At 67.4% G+C, this 14,672-nt stretch carries 13 protein-coding genes; 7 read left to right on the forward strand and 6 right to left on the reverse strand.

The window, feature by feature from the left end; translation table 11 throughout:
- The first annotated feature begins 2 nt into the window (after positions 1-2).
- From ACN5KJ_RS11665 to ACN5KJ_RS11675, 3 genes are read left to right on the forward strand one after another with little or no spacing between them, the layout of a single operon-like run.
- Positions 3-464: a lipocalin gene (locus tag ACN5KJ_RS11665; RefSeq protein ID WP_418594206.1), complete on the forward strand. Its 462-nt coding sequence runs from the start codon at positions 3-5 to the stop codon at positions 462-464.
- Positions 461-1,870: a carnitine 3-dehydrogenase gene (locus tag ACN5KJ_RS11670; protein WP_418594116.1), complete on the forward strand. Its 1,410-nt coding sequence runs from the start codon at positions 461-463 to the stop codon at positions 1,868-1,870. Before ACN5KJ_RS11665 ends, ACN5KJ_RS11670 begins: the two co-directional genes overlap by 4 nt.
- 60 nt (positions 1,871-1,930) lie before the next feature.
- A complete protein-coding gene (locus tag ACN5KJ_RS11675; RefSeq protein WP_418594118.1) occupies positions 1,931-3,196 on the forward strand; it encodes a glycerate kinase type-2 family protein in 1,266 nt (421 codons plus the stop codon).
- On the opposite strand, the gene ACN5KJ_RS11680 is transcribed toward ACN5KJ_RS11675, so the two are convergent.
- Entirely contained in the window at positions 3,193-3,951 is a 759-nt protein-coding gene (locus tag ACN5KJ_RS11680) for a hypothetical protein (protein ID WP_418594119.1), read from the reverse strand. The two genes, ACN5KJ_RS11675 and ACN5KJ_RS11680, sit on opposite strands and share 4 nt — an antisense overlap.
- A gap of 91 nt (positions 3,952-4,042) precedes the next feature.
- On the opposite strand from ACN5KJ_RS11680, the gene ACN5KJ_RS11685 reads away from it, so the two are divergent.
- The gene (locus ACN5KJ_RS11685) at positions 4,043-4,918 is read left to right on the forward strand and encodes a hypothetical protein (RefSeq protein WP_418594121.1); all 876 of its coding nucleotides are present in this window, start codon (positions 4,043-4,045) and stop codon (positions 4,916-4,918) included.
- Here the strand turns inward: ACN5KJ_RS11685 and ACN5KJ_RS11690 are convergent.
- Both ACN5KJ_RS11690 and ACN5KJ_RS11695 read right to left on the reverse strand, forming a co-directional pair.
- The gene (locus ACN5KJ_RS11690; RefSeq protein ID WP_418594122.1) at positions 4,915-5,451 is read right to left on the reverse strand and encodes a hypothetical protein; all 537 of its coding nucleotides are present in this window, start codon (positions 5,449-5,451) and stop codon (positions 4,915-4,917) included. The two genes, ACN5KJ_RS11685 and ACN5KJ_RS11690, sit on opposite strands and share 4 nt — an antisense overlap.
- Before the next feature lie 159 nt (positions 5,452-5,610).
- Positions 5,611-6,981 (reverse strand): M20/M25/M40 family metallo-hydrolase, encoded by a 1,371-nt coding sequence (locus ACN5KJ_RS11695; RefSeq protein WP_418594208.1) that lies wholly within the window; start codon positions 6,979-6,981, stop codon positions 5,611-5,613.
- A gap of 459 nt (positions 6,982-7,440) precedes the next feature.
- Between ACN5KJ_RS11695 and hemA the strand changes: the two genes are divergently transcribed.
- The 3 genes from hemA to ispG all read left to right on the forward strand — a co-directional run bounded on the left by hemA (position 7,441) and on the right by ispG (position 12,001).
- The gene (hemA, locus tag ACN5KJ_RS11700) at positions 7,441-8,670 is read left to right on the forward strand and encodes a 5-aminolevulinate synthase (protein ID WP_347167726.1); all 1,230 of its coding nucleotides are present in this window, start codon (positions 7,441-7,443) and stop codon (positions 8,668-8,670) included.
- A gap of 140 nt (positions 8,671-8,810) precedes the next feature.
- Positions 8,811-10,712, forward strand: coding sequence for a RodZ domain-containing protein (locus ACN5KJ_RS11705; protein ID WP_418594124.1), 1,902 nt, complete (start codon positions 8,811-8,813; stop codon positions 10,710-10,712).
- A gap of 161 nt (positions 10,713-10,873) precedes the next feature.
- Positions 10,874-12,001 (forward strand): flavodoxin-dependent (E)-4-hydroxy-3-methylbut-2-enyl-diphosphate synthase, encoded by a 1,128-nt coding sequence (gene ispG / locus ACN5KJ_RS11710; RefSeq protein ID WP_418594126.1) that lies wholly within the window; start codon positions 10,874-10,876, stop codon positions 11,999-12,001.
- A 73-nt stretch (positions 12,002-12,074) separates the two neighbouring features.
- Here the strand turns inward: ispG and ACN5KJ_RS11715 are convergent, their stop codons facing one another.
- The 3 genes from ACN5KJ_RS11715 to ACN5KJ_RS11725 form a co-directional block, all read right to left on the reverse strand.
- A complete protein-coding gene (locus ACN5KJ_RS11715; protein ID WP_418594127.1) occupies positions 12,075-12,494 on the reverse strand; it encodes a hypothetical protein in 420 nt (139 codons plus the stop codon).
- The gene (locus ACN5KJ_RS11720; protein WP_418594128.1) at positions 12,491-13,255 is read right to left on the reverse strand and encodes a DsbA family protein; all 765 of its coding nucleotides are present in this window, start codon (positions 13,253-13,255) and stop codon (positions 12,491-12,493) included. The genes ACN5KJ_RS11715 and ACN5KJ_RS11720 overlap by 4 nt, the downstream gene beginning before the upstream one ends.
- 69 nt (positions 13,256-13,324) lie before the next feature.
- The gene (locus ACN5KJ_RS11725) at positions 13,325-14,635 is read right to left on the reverse strand and encodes a M48 family metalloprotease (RefSeq protein ID WP_418594130.1); all 1,311 of its coding nucleotides are present in this window, start codon (positions 14,633-14,635) and stop codon (positions 13,325-13,327) included.
- Between the last annotated feature and the right edge of the window lie 37 nt (positions 14,636-14,672).

The following is a 14,672-nucleotide window of genomic DNA, read 5'->3' on the forward strand; positions in this document are numbered from 1 at the left end:
CGATGATAGCGATGCGGTGGTGGGCCTTCTGCGTCCTGACGGGATGCACCGCACTGGAGGCGCCGAATACCTCTATATCCGTTCCGGTGCGCAATCCGACCGCTTCGGTCGCGTCGCAATCCGACGTCACGGTCGGTCGGCTTTCCGGTTCCTGGTGGATCGTGCAGGGCGCCGGTGTGGCGCCGGGCGGCATGGTTCGGGTGGAGGCAGAGAGGATCGTTCTGGACGGCGTCGCCCTGCCGCTTCGCCCCTTGGGCGAAGGCCGGTTCCGCATGGGCGACGAGGTGGTCTGGGTGCATTGGCTGGACTTTGACAACCGGACGGCGGCCCTGGGCAACCCCGACGGCTCGCGGGTCTGGATCATGGATCGCATCGGTGATCCGGGGGAGAGGCTGGACGCCGCCCGCGACGTCCTGGCCTGGTACGGCTATGACGTGTCCCGGCTGGACGGGACGCCGCAATGAGAAAGCTGGCCTGCGTCATCGGCGGCGGCGTGATCGGGGGCGGCTGGGTGGCGCGTTTCGCCTTGATGGGCTGGGAGGTTCGGGTCTTCGATCCGGATCCGCGCGCCGCCGAGAGGATCGGCGCCGTCGTGAAAGGCGCAGAGCGGGCCTTGCCGATGCTGTTCGAGTCCCCCATGCCAAAGCCGGGAGGGGTGAGTTATCACGCGACGCTCGCCGAGGCGGTGCAGGGCGCCAGCTATATCCAGGAAAGTGTGCCCGAAGATCTGGACCTGAAAGTCAAAGTATTTCAGGAGGTTCAGCGCCATTGTTCATGTGATGCCGTCATTGCATCCTCGACAAGCGGTTTCCGACCGTCGCAGCTGCGCGAGGGGCTGGAGCGGCCCGGACAGCTTGTCGTGGCGCATCCCTTCAACCCGGTTTACCTTCTGCCACTGGTGGAGTTGGTTCAGGGCGCGAATGTCGATCCATACTTTGCTGATAAAGCAGAGGAAATTCTGACGGGTATCGGGATGTATCCGCTGCGGATCAGGTCCGAGATCGACGCTCATATCGCCGATCGGCTGCTGGAGGCGGTCTGGCGCGAGGCACTTTGGCTTGTGAAGGATGGTCTCGCCACGACGCAGGAGATCGACGACTCGATCCGCTATGGCTTCGGTCTGCGGTGGGCGCAGATGGGGCTGTTCGAGACCTATCGCATCGCCGGGGGCGAAGCCGGGATGGCGCATTTCCTGGAAAAGTTCGGTCCGGCCCTGAAATGGCCCTGGAGCAGGCTGACGGAGGTGCCGGACCTCGATGCGGACCTGGTGAAAACCATTGCGGATCAATCGGATGCGCAGTCCGGAAATCGGGGCATCCGGGATCTGGAACGCTTGCGAGACGACAACCTCGTGGCGATCCTGCGGGCGTTGAAGGGGCAGGGTGCGGCGGCGGGCAAGCTGTTGAAAGAGCAGGATGATCGCCTGCGTCGCCCGCTTGGCGACGGGGTGCCGCTGGTGACGGTGCGAAGAAAGGTGCCGGTCGACTGGACCGACAGCAACGGGCACATGAACGAGGGGCGCTACGGGCAGGTCTTCAGCGATGCCTCTGAGGCGCTGATGGCGCATGTCGGCGCCGATCAGGCCTATATTGCGGCGGGGAACAGCTATTTCACCGCTGAAACCAACATCAGGTATCGCGCGGAAACCCTTGCCGGAGAAGATATTATTGTCGAGACGCGTGTCGCGCTTGGTGCCGGGAAGAAGTTGCGCCTTTTGCATGAGATGAAGGGGGCCAATGGCGATCTGCGCGCCACCTGCGACCAGTTCCTGCTGCATGTATCGCTTCAGACGCGGCGCTCTTGCCCTCCACTGCCGGATGTCCGACAGAGGATAGAGGCCTTGGCCAGCCTGCATGACAGGGCGCGATGACCAAGGGGGAGCAACCGGTCAGAGCGGTGTTCTGGCCGGGCCGAAGGAGGAGACAACGACATGGATGACCGCGCCTTTCTGACGGGGCTGTTCGAGACGGCGGTTGCTGCCGCCGATCCGAAGAGGGCGCTGGCGCCCGTCTTGCCGGAAAAACCGAAGGGCCGCACCGTGGTCGTCGCGCTTGGCAAGGGCGCGGCGCAGCTGGCCGCGGCCTTCGAAGAGCTGTGGGAGGCGCCGGTCGAGGGGGTCGTCGTGACGCGCTACGGCTATGCGGCGCCCTGCCGCCACCTGCCGGTTCTGGAAGCGGCGCACCCGGTGCCGGACGCGGCGGGGGAAAAGGCGGCGCAGGCGGTTTTCGACGCGGTCGAGGGGCTGACGGAGGATGACCTTGTGGTCGCGCTGGTCTGCGGCGGCGGTTCGGCCCTGCTGCCCGCGCCGCCGGAGGGTCTGACGCTGGAGGACGAGCAGGCGCTGAACAAGGCCCTGCTGGCCTCGGGCGCGCCCATCGGCGTGATGAACGCGATCCGCAAGCATGTCAGCCGGATCAAGGGCGGGCGGCTGGCCGCCGCCTGTGCGCCGGCGCGGGTCGTCAGCCTTGTGGTCTCGGACGTGCCTGGGGACGATCCGGCGCAGGTGGCCTCGGGGCCGACGGTGCCGGATGCGGTGACCCGCGAGCATGCGCTGGCGCTGATCCGTGCCCGGGGCATTCGACTGCCAGAGCGGATCATGGCCCATATCGAGGGAGAAGGCGCCTCGGCCCCCTTGCCGGACGACCCGGTTTTTGCGCGCAACGAGGTCAGGGTCATTGCCTCGGCCCGGCTGTCGCTGGAGGCCGCGGCAGAGCGGGGCCGGGCGGCGGGGTTCGAGGCCGCGATCCTGTCGGACGCGATCGAGGGCGAGGCGGCGGATGTCGGCGCGGTCCATGCGGCCATCACGCGCGAGGTGGTCCTGCGCGACCGTCCCTTCACCAAGCCGGTGGTGATCCTGTCGGGCGGCGAGACCACGGTTACGCTGGGCGATACGCCGGGCCGGGGCGGGCGCAACACGGCCTTCCTGCTGGGCTTTGCCGAGGGCATCGAGGGGCTGGAGGGCATCACGGCGCTTGCGGCGGATACCGACGGGATCGACGGCAGCGAGGACAACGCCGGGGCCTTCGCCGACGGCGGGACGCTGGCGCGCATCCGGGAAAAAGGGCAGGATCCCCGGCGTTTCGTGCAGGATCAGGACCCTTACGGGGCATTCGATACCATTGGCGACATCTTCGCGCCCGGACCCACCGGGACCAATGTCAACGATTTCCGGGCGATCCTCGTGCGCGAGGCCTAGCCGTAGTCGTAGCCCAGTCGCGCCTCCAGCGTCAGGTCCAGCTGTGCGCGCAGAAAGGCTAGGTCATCCGCCGACAGCGTCTGCGGCGTCTCGGGGCGCTCTGCTACGGCGGGCCGGAACTTGGAGCCGAGGCGCCTGACGACCGGCCGGAAGGGCTGGGCCGGGGCGGGCAGGTCCAGGGCGGCGCTGACCGCATGGACAAAGCCCTCGGGGTTGGCCTGCGCCAGTTCCATCCGGCACAGCAGCACCGTGCAGCCGCGTTCCAGGTAGGACAGCAGCGCCTCCAGCTTGGTCCGGCGCAGGGCGAAGAGGTTGGCGAAGGCCTGCCCGGTCAGCGGGTGGCGGTCGTGTTGCAGGGGGCGCCCGGCGCCGCCCAGTGCGGCTACCTGCGGAAAATAGCGCGGATGGTCCGCGACCGTGGCCCATTCGGCGCGCAGGAACGCGTCAAAGGGCAGGCGCTGCATCGCCGCCGGGCAATGCCACGGCTTGGCGTGCATCGACAGGGCCCAGGCGCGGGCGTCGCGGAGGCAGGCCACCACCATGGTCTCTGCCGGGATCGCCGTCATCTGGGGAAAGCCGTGTTTCCAGCCAAGCTCTTCCGTCGGCTTCAGCGCCGTGTTGCGCCCCAGCAGGCGCTTGACCAGATTGGTGCCCGAAGACCGCTCTCCGAAGACCTGAAAGCGGGTCGGCGCGGTGTCCGTGCGCAGGATCTGAAGGCCTTGTTCCGCAAAGGCGGGGCTGAGGCGGCTGCTCATGTCGCGTCCTTTTTCGCGCAATCCTAGGTCTTCGCCGCATGGAAGGCGATTCCGTTCTGCGCTAGGCTGCGGCAAAACAAGGAGCCCTCGCATGCAATCCGACGTGGCCGCCGTGACCATGGTCCGCGACGATCCCTTCTTTCTGAAGGCCTGGCTGCGGCACTACGGCGGCCTGCTGGGTCGCGAGAACTGCACGGTCATCAACCACGGGCACGGCGCGGCGGTGGCGCGGCTGGCCGAGGGCTGCAACGTCATCGGCATACCCGGCGACCCGCATCCGAACTTCGACATGAAGCGGTGGCGGCTGCTGAACAATGTCGTGCAGGGGCTGCGCTGCTATTACCGGCACGTGATCGTGGGCGACGTCGACGAATTGGTGGTGGTCGATCCCGAGGACGGGCGCGACCTGCTGAGCTACCTGCGCGACACGCGTGGCAAGCGCATCCTGACGCCCTTGGGGCTGGAGGTGATCCACCGCACCGACCTTGAACCGGCGCCGGTGACGGACCGCATCCTGGGGCCGCGCCGCCACGTCCAGCTTGCGCCGCATTACTCGAAGCCCTGCATCGTCAGCCATGGCGCCAAGATCGCCCGGGGCGGGCATTTCACCCAGTACGACACGCTGCACACGCCGGTTGCGCTGTACCTGCTGCACCTGAAGTTCTGCGACTTCGACACCTATGTGCAGACCATGAACGCCCGCAACCGCGTCACCGAAGAGGTGGGGGCCAGCGTGCAGGAGGCCGCGATTGGGCGGCACTGGTTCGCCGAGGCGCGGGGCGAGGACCGGGCGGTGTTCGACGGGTTCCACGCGCAGGAGGTCCGCGAGGATTTTGACCTTGGCTGGGTGCGCAGGCGGATGCACCGATCCTGGGCGCCGCGCGGAGAGACCGGATACTGGGCCTTCAAGCGGCCCGATTACGCCGAACAATACCGTCTGCCCGAACGGTTCACCGGGTTGGTCTAGCGGCCGGAAGAGGCGACGAAGGACACCGTCTGGATACGGATGCCGGGGAGGGTGTCTTCCAGCGCGGCCCCGGCCTGCGACAGGACGGTCCGGGAATGCCCGTCCAGCATGCCAAAGCCCTGGGTCCAGAGGCTGGCTGGGGTGTAGAACAGCATCAAGGCGCCAAGCGCCCCAAGCAGGATGCCGCCCGAGTTTCGCTTCTTGTTGCCACCATGGAACAGCCAGCGCGCGATATGCAGCAGGATCATCACCGCCGAAGCGGCCAGAAGCACGGTCAGCCCGGCGAAGATCCACGGGTGATACTCTGTGGGCAGGCTGCCCTCTCGCAGCGATCCGGCGATGTGGTCTCGGCCGTTGGCGATTGCGGTGATCGTGTAGATCCAGCCGAAGCCCAGCAGCGTCGAGAGGGTGCGGCGGCGTGGCCTGCGGTCCTTCGCATAGGCCGCCTCGCCGTGGGTATGGAATTTCGGGTCCACGCGGCGCACGCGCAGCATGAAATCCGAGTGGGTCTGTTTCGTCAGGGTCCGTGCCATGCCCTTGGTCTAGGGGGCGATTCAGGCAAATTCAGGGTGGATCTGGGCGAAACCGCCGTAATCCACCGCCGCAATACGCAAAGTTTTAACCTTTTGCGCGTGACGCTGCGTGAGGCGCGGGCCGGATCGGGGTGAACACCCGACCCGGCCCGCCTGCGGTCAGGTGATCGCGTCCAGCACGCGCGCCCAGCTGCGAATGCCTTTCTGAAAGCTCTCGACGTCGTATTTCTCGTTCGGAGAGTGGATCTGGTCGTCGTCCTTGGCCCAGCCGACCAGCATGGTGTCCATGTCCAGGATGGTCTTGAAGTAGCCCGCCACCGGGATCGACCCGCCGCAGCCGGTGAAGGCGGCGTCGTGGCCCCATTCGGCGCCCAGCACCGCGCGCGCCTGTTCGAAGGCCGGGTGCTCGGTCGACATCTGCCCGGCCGGAGAGGCGCCGTGGCCGTGGAACTCTGCGGTCACATCCTCGGGCAGCTGCGCCTGCACCCAGGCGCGAAAGCTTTCGCGGATAGCGTGGGGATCCTGCTGGCCGACCAGCCGGAAGGACACCTTGGCCGAGGCCTTGGAGGGCAGCACCGTCTTGAAGCCGTCGCCGGTATAGCCGCCGATGATGCCGTTGACCTCTGCGGTGGGTCGCGACCAGATCATTTCCAGCGGGGTCTTGTCGGTCTCGCCCGCCGGTTGCGACAGGCCGACGCCGCCAAGGAAGGCGCCATGGTCGAAATTCAGCGCCTGCCACTGCTGCGCGATGTCCTCGGGCAGATCCGGCACGCCGTCATAGAAACCGGGCACCTGGATCCGGCCCGCCACGTCGTGCAGGTTGGCGAGGATCTTCGCCAGCACCCGGATCGGGTTGATCGCGGCGCCGCCGTACATGCCCGAATGCAGATCCTTGTCGGGGCCGGTCAGGGTGATCTCTTCGCCCAGAAGCCCGCGCAGCTGCGTCATGATCGCCGGCACGCGGGATTCAAAAAGGCCGGTGTCGCAGATCAGCGCGAGGTCGGCCTTCAGCTCTTCCGCGTTCTCCTTGAGGAAGGGGATCAGCGAGGGCGACCCGCTTTCTTCCTCGCCCTCGAAGAAGAAGGTGATGCGACAGGGCAGGGTGCCGTTGACCTCTTTCCAGGCGCGGCAGGCCTCGACGAAGGTCATCAGCTGGCCCTTGTCGTCGCTGGCGCCGCGTCCGCGGATCACCCGGCCCTTGGGCGTTTCCTCGATGGCGGGGTCGAAGGGATCGCGGTCCCACAGTGTCAGCGGGTCCACCGGCTGCACGTCGTAGTGGCCGTAGAACAGCACATGCGGGCCGTCCCCGGGCACATGGCCCACGACCATCGGGTGGCCGGGGGTCGGGCGCTTCTCGGCGGCGATCCCGAAAGAGGCAAGGTCGGCCACCAGCCAGTCTGCGGCGCGGTCGCATTCCGCCTTGTAGGCCGGGTCGGTCGAGATCGAGGGAATGCGCAACAGGGCCATCAGCCGGTCCAGCGCGGCGGGCATGTCGGCGTCGATACGCGAAAGGGTGGCGTCGAGGGTCATCATCTGCTCCGGCGTTTTTGGTTTGACCGGACCCTAACAGGGCGGCGCCTGCTGTCCAGTGGACGGACTGTTGACGGACCGGCGCTGCCGGTGCGCGGCGGGGAAACCCGCCGAGCGGCCCCGTGCCCATGCTGCGACAGCCCGGGTTTCCCGCCCGCGGCGCGGTGCCGGGCGGCGCGCGCCCTGCCGGGTGTCGCCGTCATTCGAATCGCGGCCTCCGGGGTGGCGGGGCAATCCTGTTTCCGATATGCGCCTTTTCGCGCGGACCCGCGCCAATGGTCGCAAGTCCGGCTCCAGGCACTTGACCTGGATCAAGGCTGCGACGGAAGGTCCGAGGGCAAAGAGGTGGACAGACAAAAGCCTTGGCTTTAGTTATTCACGAAGCTGAATGCGGATCAACCACCCGCAGGCAAAGGGCCATTGCAGCGCAGGGCCCGAAGAACTGGAAGGACGCGCGCGATGGACTATACGGCGAAGCTGGACGAGGCCCTGAACCGCCTGCACGAAGAAGGCCGCTATCGGACCTTCATCGACATCGAGCGGACCAAGGGTCAGTTTCCGCATGCCATCCGCCGCAAGTCCGACGGGACCGAGCAGCCGATCACCGTCTGGTGCGGCAACGACTACCTTGGCATGGGCCAGCACCCGGTTGTTCTGGAGGCCATGCACGAGGCCATCGACGCCACCGGCGCCGGGTCGGGCGGCACGCGCAACATCTCGGGCACCACGGTCTATCACAAGGGGCTGGAGGCAGAGCTTGCCGACCTGCACGGCAAGGAAGCCTCGCTGCTGTTCACCTCGGCCTACATCGCCAACGACGCGACGCTGTCGACCCTGCCGAAGCTGTTCCCCGGCCTGATCATCTATTCGGATGAGCTGAACCACGCCTCGATGATCGAGGGCATCAAGCGCAACGGCGGCGCCAAGCGCATCTTCAAGCACAACGATCTCGACGACCTGCGGGCCAAGCTGGAAGCCGACGATCCCGAGGCGCCCAAGCTGATCGCCTTCGAATCGATCTACTCGATGGACGGCGATTTCGCCCCGATCGAGGCGATCTGCGATATTGCCGATGAATTCGGTGCGCTGACCTATATCGACGAGGTGCACGCGGTGGGCATGTACGGCGCGCGCGGCGCCGGCGTGGCCGAGCGCGACCGCCTGATGCACCGGCTGGACATCATCAACGGCACGCTGGCCAAGGCCTATGGCGTGATGGGCGGCTATATCGCCGCCTCCGAGAAAATGTGTGACGCCGTGCGGTCTTATGCGCCGGGCTTCATCTTCTCGACCTCGCTGGCCCCGGCGCTGGCCGCCGGTGCGCAGGCCTCTGTCGCCTTCCTCAAGACCTCTGCCGGTGCCAAGCTGCGCGAGGAACACCAGACGCAGGCGAAGATCCTCAAGACCCGGCTGAAGGCCATGGGCCTGCCGATCGTCGATCATGGCAGCCATATCGTGCCGGTCATCGTGGGCGATCCCAAGCACACCAAGCTGATGTCCGACATGATGCTGGACGGCTACGGCATCTACGTGCAGCCGATCAACTTCCCCACCGTGCCGCGCGGTACGGAGCGTCTGCGCTTCACCCCGTCCCCGGTGCATGGCCCGAAAGAGATGGATCACCTGGTTCACGCGATGGATGAACTCTGGAGCCATTGTGCGCTGAATCGTGCCGAAATGGCGGGCTGACCCCTGTAAAACCTGTCATGAACCTTGCGGTGTGGTAAGCTTGTCGTAATAAGCGGGCTACGCGAGTCGCTGTCCGTGGACAAGAACACGGGCAGTCACGGAAGTTGGGGAAGATGGGGCAGTCTCGCATGATTGGGCGCATGACCCAAAAACGCACCGATCCGGAGGACACGTCACAGCAAAGCTTTGACGACTACACGATGCGTCTGGGCGATGTCATGCGCGGCGAGCGGGCGACGCTGGGCAAGTCTCTGCTGGACGTCCAGAGAGAGCTTCGGATCAAGGCCAGCTACATCGCCGCCATCGAGAACTGCGACCCCTCCGTCTTCGATACTCCCGGTTTCATTGCCGGTTACGTCCGCTCTTACGCGCGCTATCTGGGCATGGACCCGGACGAAGCCTTTGCGCATTTCTGCGCCGAAAGCGGCTTTGCCGTTGCGCATGGCATGTCGCAGAAGGCCTCGACCATCCGCAAGGCCGATGCCGCCGATGTGACAGAGCGCGGGGGCCGGGCGCGCAATCCGCTGAGCGAACCGCTCATGCCCTTCGCCCCGGCCTCGGACGGGTTTCTCGCGAATATCGAACCGCGTGCCATCGGCTCTTCGCTGGTGCTGATCGGGCTGATCGCCGGGATCGGCTACGGCGGCTACGCGGTGCTGCAAGAGGTCCAGCGCGTGCAGCTGGCCCCAGTGGACCAGACCCCCGTGGTCCTGAGCGAGCTGGACCCGCTGGATGCGGCGATCTCGCCCTCCGCCGCGCGCACAACCGAAGACGCCATGGCCGGTGTCTTCACGCCGCCCACGACAGAGGCCTTCGACCGGCTCTATCGCCCGCAGGCGCTGGACGTGCCGGTTCTGGTGGCCCGCGATGCGCCGATCTCGACGCTGGATCCCGAAGGCGTGGGTGTCTTCGGCGGCTCTGCCGCCGGTCTGCCGCGGGTTCAGGACAGCACCGTCGGCGCTGCTGCTCTGGCCGAGTCGCTGGTGGCGGGGGGCGCGCCGGGGGCCGGGGCGGCCGGTCCGCTGGCAGGGGCGCAGGGTGTCATGGTCGTGGCCGCGCGCCCGGCCTGGGTGCAGATCAAGGACGAAGGCGGCCGGGTCCTGTATTCCCGCGTCATGAATGCGGGCGACAGCTTTGCCGTGCCGCGCGACGCCCGCGCACCCGAGATCCGGGTGGGGGAATCCGGCGCCGTCTATTTCACCGTAAACGGCACCACCTACGGCCCGTCCGGTAGCCGGGGCACCGTGACCTCGGGCATCTCGCTGGCCGCCGCCGACCTGACGCAACGCTACCGGCCAGCAAGGCCCGGCGCCGACGACGATCTGATGTCGGCACTGGTTGCCCTTGATCTTCAGGCGCCGACCGCCGTTGCCGCGGCCCGGCCCGCGCCCGAACCGGTGCTGCGGATCAAGTCCCCGTCAGAGCCGTCGCCCGCGCTGCGCCCGCAGCATTTCGCGCAATACGCGCCGGCGGAACCGGTGGTCCCGGTTTCCCAGCCAGAGCCCGCGCCGACCGCTGCCATCGCGGCGGCACAGCGTCCGGTCAACCCGCTGCCGCAGGTCATGGGCACCCCGGGCCGGCAGGCCGCACCGCGGCCCGATGCCCCGGTGCAACAGGCCGACGCCCGTCGCGACGTCCCTGCACAGGTGGCAGAGGCACAGCCCGAACGTCAGGTGCCGCAGGTCACTGCCACACCGGCGCCGGGCATCACCGTCGTCGCCACCGCCGCCACATGGGTCGAGGTCTCGCTGCCGTCGGGGCAAAAGATCTTCGCCGCCGAAATGCAGCCCGGCGACACCTACAAGGTGCCGCAGACCGCCGAAGCGGCCCGGATCTTCTCGGGCAACGCGGGCGGGGTCTATTTCGCGATGAACGGCCAGACCTACGGACCCTATGGCGAAAGCGGTCAGTTCGGGCGCGATCTGCAACTGGCCTCCTCGGACATCACGCAGCGCCTGCAGGTCGCCGACCTGAGCCAGAACCAGACCCTGGCCAGGGTCGTGGCAGAGCTGAACCTGCAGTCGCAACTGCCGCCGCGCTGATGCGCGGGGGCCCTGCGTTCGGGGCAAGCCCGACACATCTGGCGTGTGACACCTTCGTGACAGCAACCCCGTGACCCCGCGCCGCGCTTGAAGCGCATGGGCGGGGCCGCTACCTATGCCGCAACGGGCGCAGCCCATTCCGACCGAGAGGACGAACCGTCATGAGCCTCAATCCCGTCCGCCCCTGGCGCAATATCTACCGCCGCAAGTCGCGCCAGATCATGGTGGGCTCTGTCCCGGTGGGCGGCGACGCGCCGATTTCGGTGCAGACCATGACGAATACCGTCACCACCGACATTCCGGGCACCATCGCGCAGGTGCAGGCGGCGGCGGAGGCCGGGGCCGATATCGTGCGGATCTCGGTGCCCGATCAGGATTCGTCCCGGGCGCTGAAAGAGATCGTGCGCGAAAGCCCTGTGCCGATCGTCGCGGACATCCATTTCCACTACAAGCGCGGGATCGAGGCCGCCGAGGCCGGCGCCGCCTGCCTGCGCATCAACCCCGGCAATATCGGCAGCCAGGAGCGGGTGCGCGAGGTCATCAAGGCGGCGCGCGATCACGGTTGTTCCATGCGCATCGGCGTCAACGCCGGTTCGCTGGAAAAGCACCTGCTGGAGAAATACGGCGAGCCGTGCCCCGATGCCATGGTCGAAAGCGGCATGGATCACATCAGGATCCTCGAGGACAACGATTTCCACGAGTTCAAGATCTCGGTGAAGGCCTCGGACGTCTTCCTGGCCGCCGCCGCCTACCAGGGCATCGCCGAGGCGACGGACAAGCCCATCCACCTTGGCATCACCGAGGCGGGCGGGCTGACCTCTGGCACGATCAAAAGCGCCATCGGCCTGGGCAACCTGCTGTGGATGGGCATCGGCGACACGATCCGCGTCTCGCTGTCTGCCGATCCGGTCGAAGAGGTGAAGGTCGGCTACGAGATCCTGAAGTCGCTGGGCCTGCGCCATCGCGGGGTCAATATCATCTCTTGCCCCAGCTGCGCGCGGCAGGGGTTCGATGTCATCAAGACCGTCGAGGCGCTGGAACAGCGGCTGGAACATATCAAGACACCGATGTCGCTGTCGATCATCGGCTGCGTGGTGAACGGCCCCGGTGAGGCGCTGATGACCGACGTGGGCTTCACCGGTGGCGGCAATGGGGCGGGCATGGTCTATCTGGCGGGCAAGGCCAGCCACAAGATGACCAACGACCAGATGATCGAGCATATCGTCGAAGAGGTCGAGAAGAAGGCCGCCGAGATCGACGCCCGCGAGGCGGCGCAGGCGGCGGAGTAGGGGAAGGCCCTTCGAAGGGCCTTCCGAAACGCTCTTCGAAGAGCGTTGAACGCCGCTTCCAAGCGGCTTTGTCTCACTCGGACAGGTAGCGTTCCAGCACGAAGGCGGGCATGTGGCCCCGGATCAGCCGGTCCGACATGACGTAGGCGGGCAGATCCTCCAGGGCCAGGGCCTCGTGCAGCGCCGCAGCTGCGGGGGCGCCGGTGTCGTGCAGGGCAACCGGATGGCCCAGAGATTCCAGTTCTGTCCGGGCCGTGGCGCAGTCCGCACATCCGGGACCGACGAAAAGCGCGATCCGTTCCGCCTGCGGAAACAGCGCGCCCGCGTGCGCCGCGATCCGGTCGAGGTCGCGCTCGCGGTCCTCGGCATAGAGGTCGCCGGTCACCACCGGCACCTCGGCGGCGCGCAGGGCGTCGATGCGCTCGCGCAGGCTGTCCTGCGCCGAGGCGGCCCCCGCAAGGGCCGCCAGCATGAGTGTCAGGCGCAGGATCATTCCGCGCGCAGCTGCGCAACGATCTGTTGCATGCCCTGAAGCGGCACGTAGCCCCGCACCATCTGGTCACCGAAGACGAAGCTGGGTGTGCCGTTGATCTGCATGTCGATCGCCAGTTCGCGGGTCTCGGCGATGCGGCGCTGGACCTCGTCGCTGTCCATCTCGGCGGCGATGGCGTCGAAATCCAGCCCGAGCGTTGTCGCCATGCGGCTCAGCTGGGGCTCTCCCGGCGCGCCTTCCAGCGCGATCAGCGCGTCGTGCACCGCCTTGTAGGCCTCGTCGCCGGCGACGATCTGTGTGGCGATGGCGAATTTGGACGAGAGCACCGAGGCCTCTCCGAGGATCGGGAATTCCTTCACGATCAGGCGGATGTTGCCGTCTGCCGCGATCAGCTCGTCGACCTCGGGCTGGGCCTTGCGGCAGTAGCCGCAGCGGTAATCCATGAACTCGACCACCGTCACGTCGCCCTCGGGGTTGCCGCCCACCCAGGAATAGCCGTCATTCAGCAGCCGGTCGAGATTGTCCGAGACCAGCGAGTCGTCGGCGGCGGCCTGCTGGGCGGCCTGCTGTTGTTCCAGCGCGGCGACCGCATCCATGATCACCTGCGGGTTCTCCATCAGGTAGGCGCGGACCTGGGCGCCGAAGGCGGCGCGCTGGTCTTCGGTCATGGCGTCGAAGTCAAAGCTGTCCTGCGCGAAGGCGGGCGCGGCGAGAAGGCTCAGCGCCGTGGCGGTGGCGGTCAGGGAAGGGCGTGTGAACATGGGGGACTCCGAATGGTTGAAGGTCAGTCTACAGGGTTGGCGGCGCGATCAAAATGGCCGGGCCGCGGATCATTTCGCGCGTTTGGCGGCGATCAGCACATCGTCGGCGCGCTGCCACGCAGACGAGCCGCGCGGCAGGGCGCCAAGCGCGCGCTTGGCGTGCAGTTCGGCATCCTTCATGCGGCCCATCAGGGCGTAGCGCTCTGCCGTCACGACAGAGGCCATGGCCAGCTGGCCGGTCTGCGCATAGGCGACCGCGAGGTCGCGCAGGATGCGGGCGTCGCGAAAGTCGCGCGCGCGGGCCTGTTCCAGTGCCTGCAGGGCGCCCTTGGGGTTGCCGGCGGCAAGATGAGCGCGGCCCAGCCCGCCGAGGATCAGCGGTTCGCGCGGGGCGCGTGCGGCGGCGGCCTGATAGACCTGCACGGCGGCGCCGAACTGCCGCGATTCCAGCAGGATCTGGCCCTTGAGGTCCAGGAAATAGGCATCGCCCGGGCGGATCGCCAGCGCCCCGTCGATGGCCCGCAGCGCCTTGGACAGGTTCGACTGCCGGTGCCAGGCGACGGCCTCGCGCATCAGAGCGATGTCGCGGCTGCCCGAGGCGTCGAGCCGCCGCAGGGTCCAGTCCGGCGCCCGTTTGAAGGCCGAGAGCTTGCCGCTGGCGCGCTGGAACCAGTAGTTCGCCGTGGCGTCCTCGGGGATGCCGGTATGGCCCGCAATCATCCCCTCGACGGCGCGCAGCCGGTCGCGGGTCAGCGGGTGCGTCCGCATATAGGGGTCCTGCCGCCCGAGGCTCAGCGCCTCCTGCCCGCGAAAGAGGTCCAGCACCTCCTTCGCGCCGACGGGATCGGCCCCGGCCCGCAGCATGTAGCGTACCGAGGCCGCATCGGCGGCGGCTTCCTCGGCCCGGGTGTGGCTGAACAGCCGCCGCATGGCGGCGCTGTTCGAGCCGATGGCGATCCCGGCGGCCGCATCGGTCGATCCGGCGGCGGCGGCGGCCACCGACAGCAGCATGCCGAGGCCCGCGGCGGTACTGGCGTTGCGGACGTTCGACATGCGCCGGGTGATATGGCCATTGGCGATATGCGCCGCCTCGTGGGCGATCACCGCCTGAAGCTCGCGCGCGCTGCCCAGCCGCATGATCAGGCCCGAGTGCAGGAAGATGTGCCGCGGGTCGGTCACGAAGGCGTTCAGGCTGCCGTTGTCGATCACCATGATCTTCACCCCCGACGACCCCAGCCCCGCCGCCGAGAGGATCGGCGCGGCAATCTGCTGAAGCGCGCGTTCCATGTCGGCATCGCGCAGAAGAACCGTGGCGGCGCGCGCGGGCAGGGTGGACAGCACAAGCAGCACCACGAGGGGCAACAGCCGAAGGAGAGACATTGACGCGGGGCTCCTGTCGCGGATAGGCGGACGGTAT

This window comes from Ponticoccus sp. (in: a-proteobacteria) (assembly GCF_048381735.1).

What these genes read in the sequence shown, in the direction of transcription:
- ACN5KJ_RS11665 (WP_418594206.1), top strand. Translation starts at nt 3, where the DNA reads ATGATAGCGATGCGGTGGTGGGCCTTCTGCGTCCTGACGGGATGCACC.
- ACN5KJ_RS11670 (WP_418594116.1), top strand. Translation starts at nt 461, where the DNA reads ATGAGAAAGCTGGCCTGCGTCATCGGCGGCGGCGTGATCGGGGGCGGC.
- ACN5KJ_RS11675 (WP_418594118.1), top strand. Translation starts at nt 1,931, where the DNA reads ATGGATGACCGCGCCTTTCTGACGGGGCTGTTCGAGACGGCGGTTGCT.
- ACN5KJ_RS11680 (WP_418594119.1), bottom strand. Translation starts at nt 3,951, where the DNA reads ATGAGCAGCCGCCTCAGCCCCGCCTTTGCGGAACAAGGCCTTCAGATC.
- ACN5KJ_RS11685 (WP_418594121.1), top strand. Translation starts at nt 4,043, where the DNA reads ATGCAATCCGACGTGGCCGCCGTGACCATGGTCCGCGACGATCCCTTC.
- ACN5KJ_RS11690 (WP_418594122.1), bottom strand. Translation starts at nt 5,451, where the DNA reads ATGGCACGGACCCTGACGAAACAGACCCACTCGGATTTCATGCTGCGC.
- ACN5KJ_RS11695 (WP_418594208.1), bottom strand. Translation starts at nt 6,981, where the DNA reads ATGACCCTCGACGCCACCCTTTCGCGTATCGACGCCGACATGCCCGCC.
- hemA (WP_347167726.1), top strand. Translation starts at nt 7,441, where the DNA reads ATGGACTATACGGCGAAGCTGGACGAGGCCCTGAACCGCCTGCACGAA.
- ACN5KJ_RS11705 (WP_418594124.1), top strand. Translation starts at nt 8,811, where the DNA reads ATGACCCAAAAACGCACCGATCCGGAGGACACGTCACAGCAAAGCTTT.
- ispG (WP_418594126.1), top strand. Translation starts at nt 10,874, where the DNA reads ATGAGCCTCAATCCCGTCCGCCCCTGGCGCAATATCTACCGCCGCAAG.
- ACN5KJ_RS11715 (WP_418594127.1), bottom strand. Translation starts at nt 12,494, where the DNA reads ATGATCCTGCGCCTGACACTCATGCTGGCGGCCCTTGCGGGGGCCGCC.
- ACN5KJ_RS11720 (WP_418594128.1), bottom strand. Translation starts at nt 13,255, where the DNA reads ATGTTCACACGCCCTTCCCTGACCGCCACCGCCACGGCGCTGAGCCTT.
- ACN5KJ_RS11725 (WP_418594130.1), bottom strand. Translation starts at nt 14,635, where the DNA reads ATGTCTCTCCTTCGGCTGTTGCCCCTCGTGGTGCTGCTTGTGCTGTCC.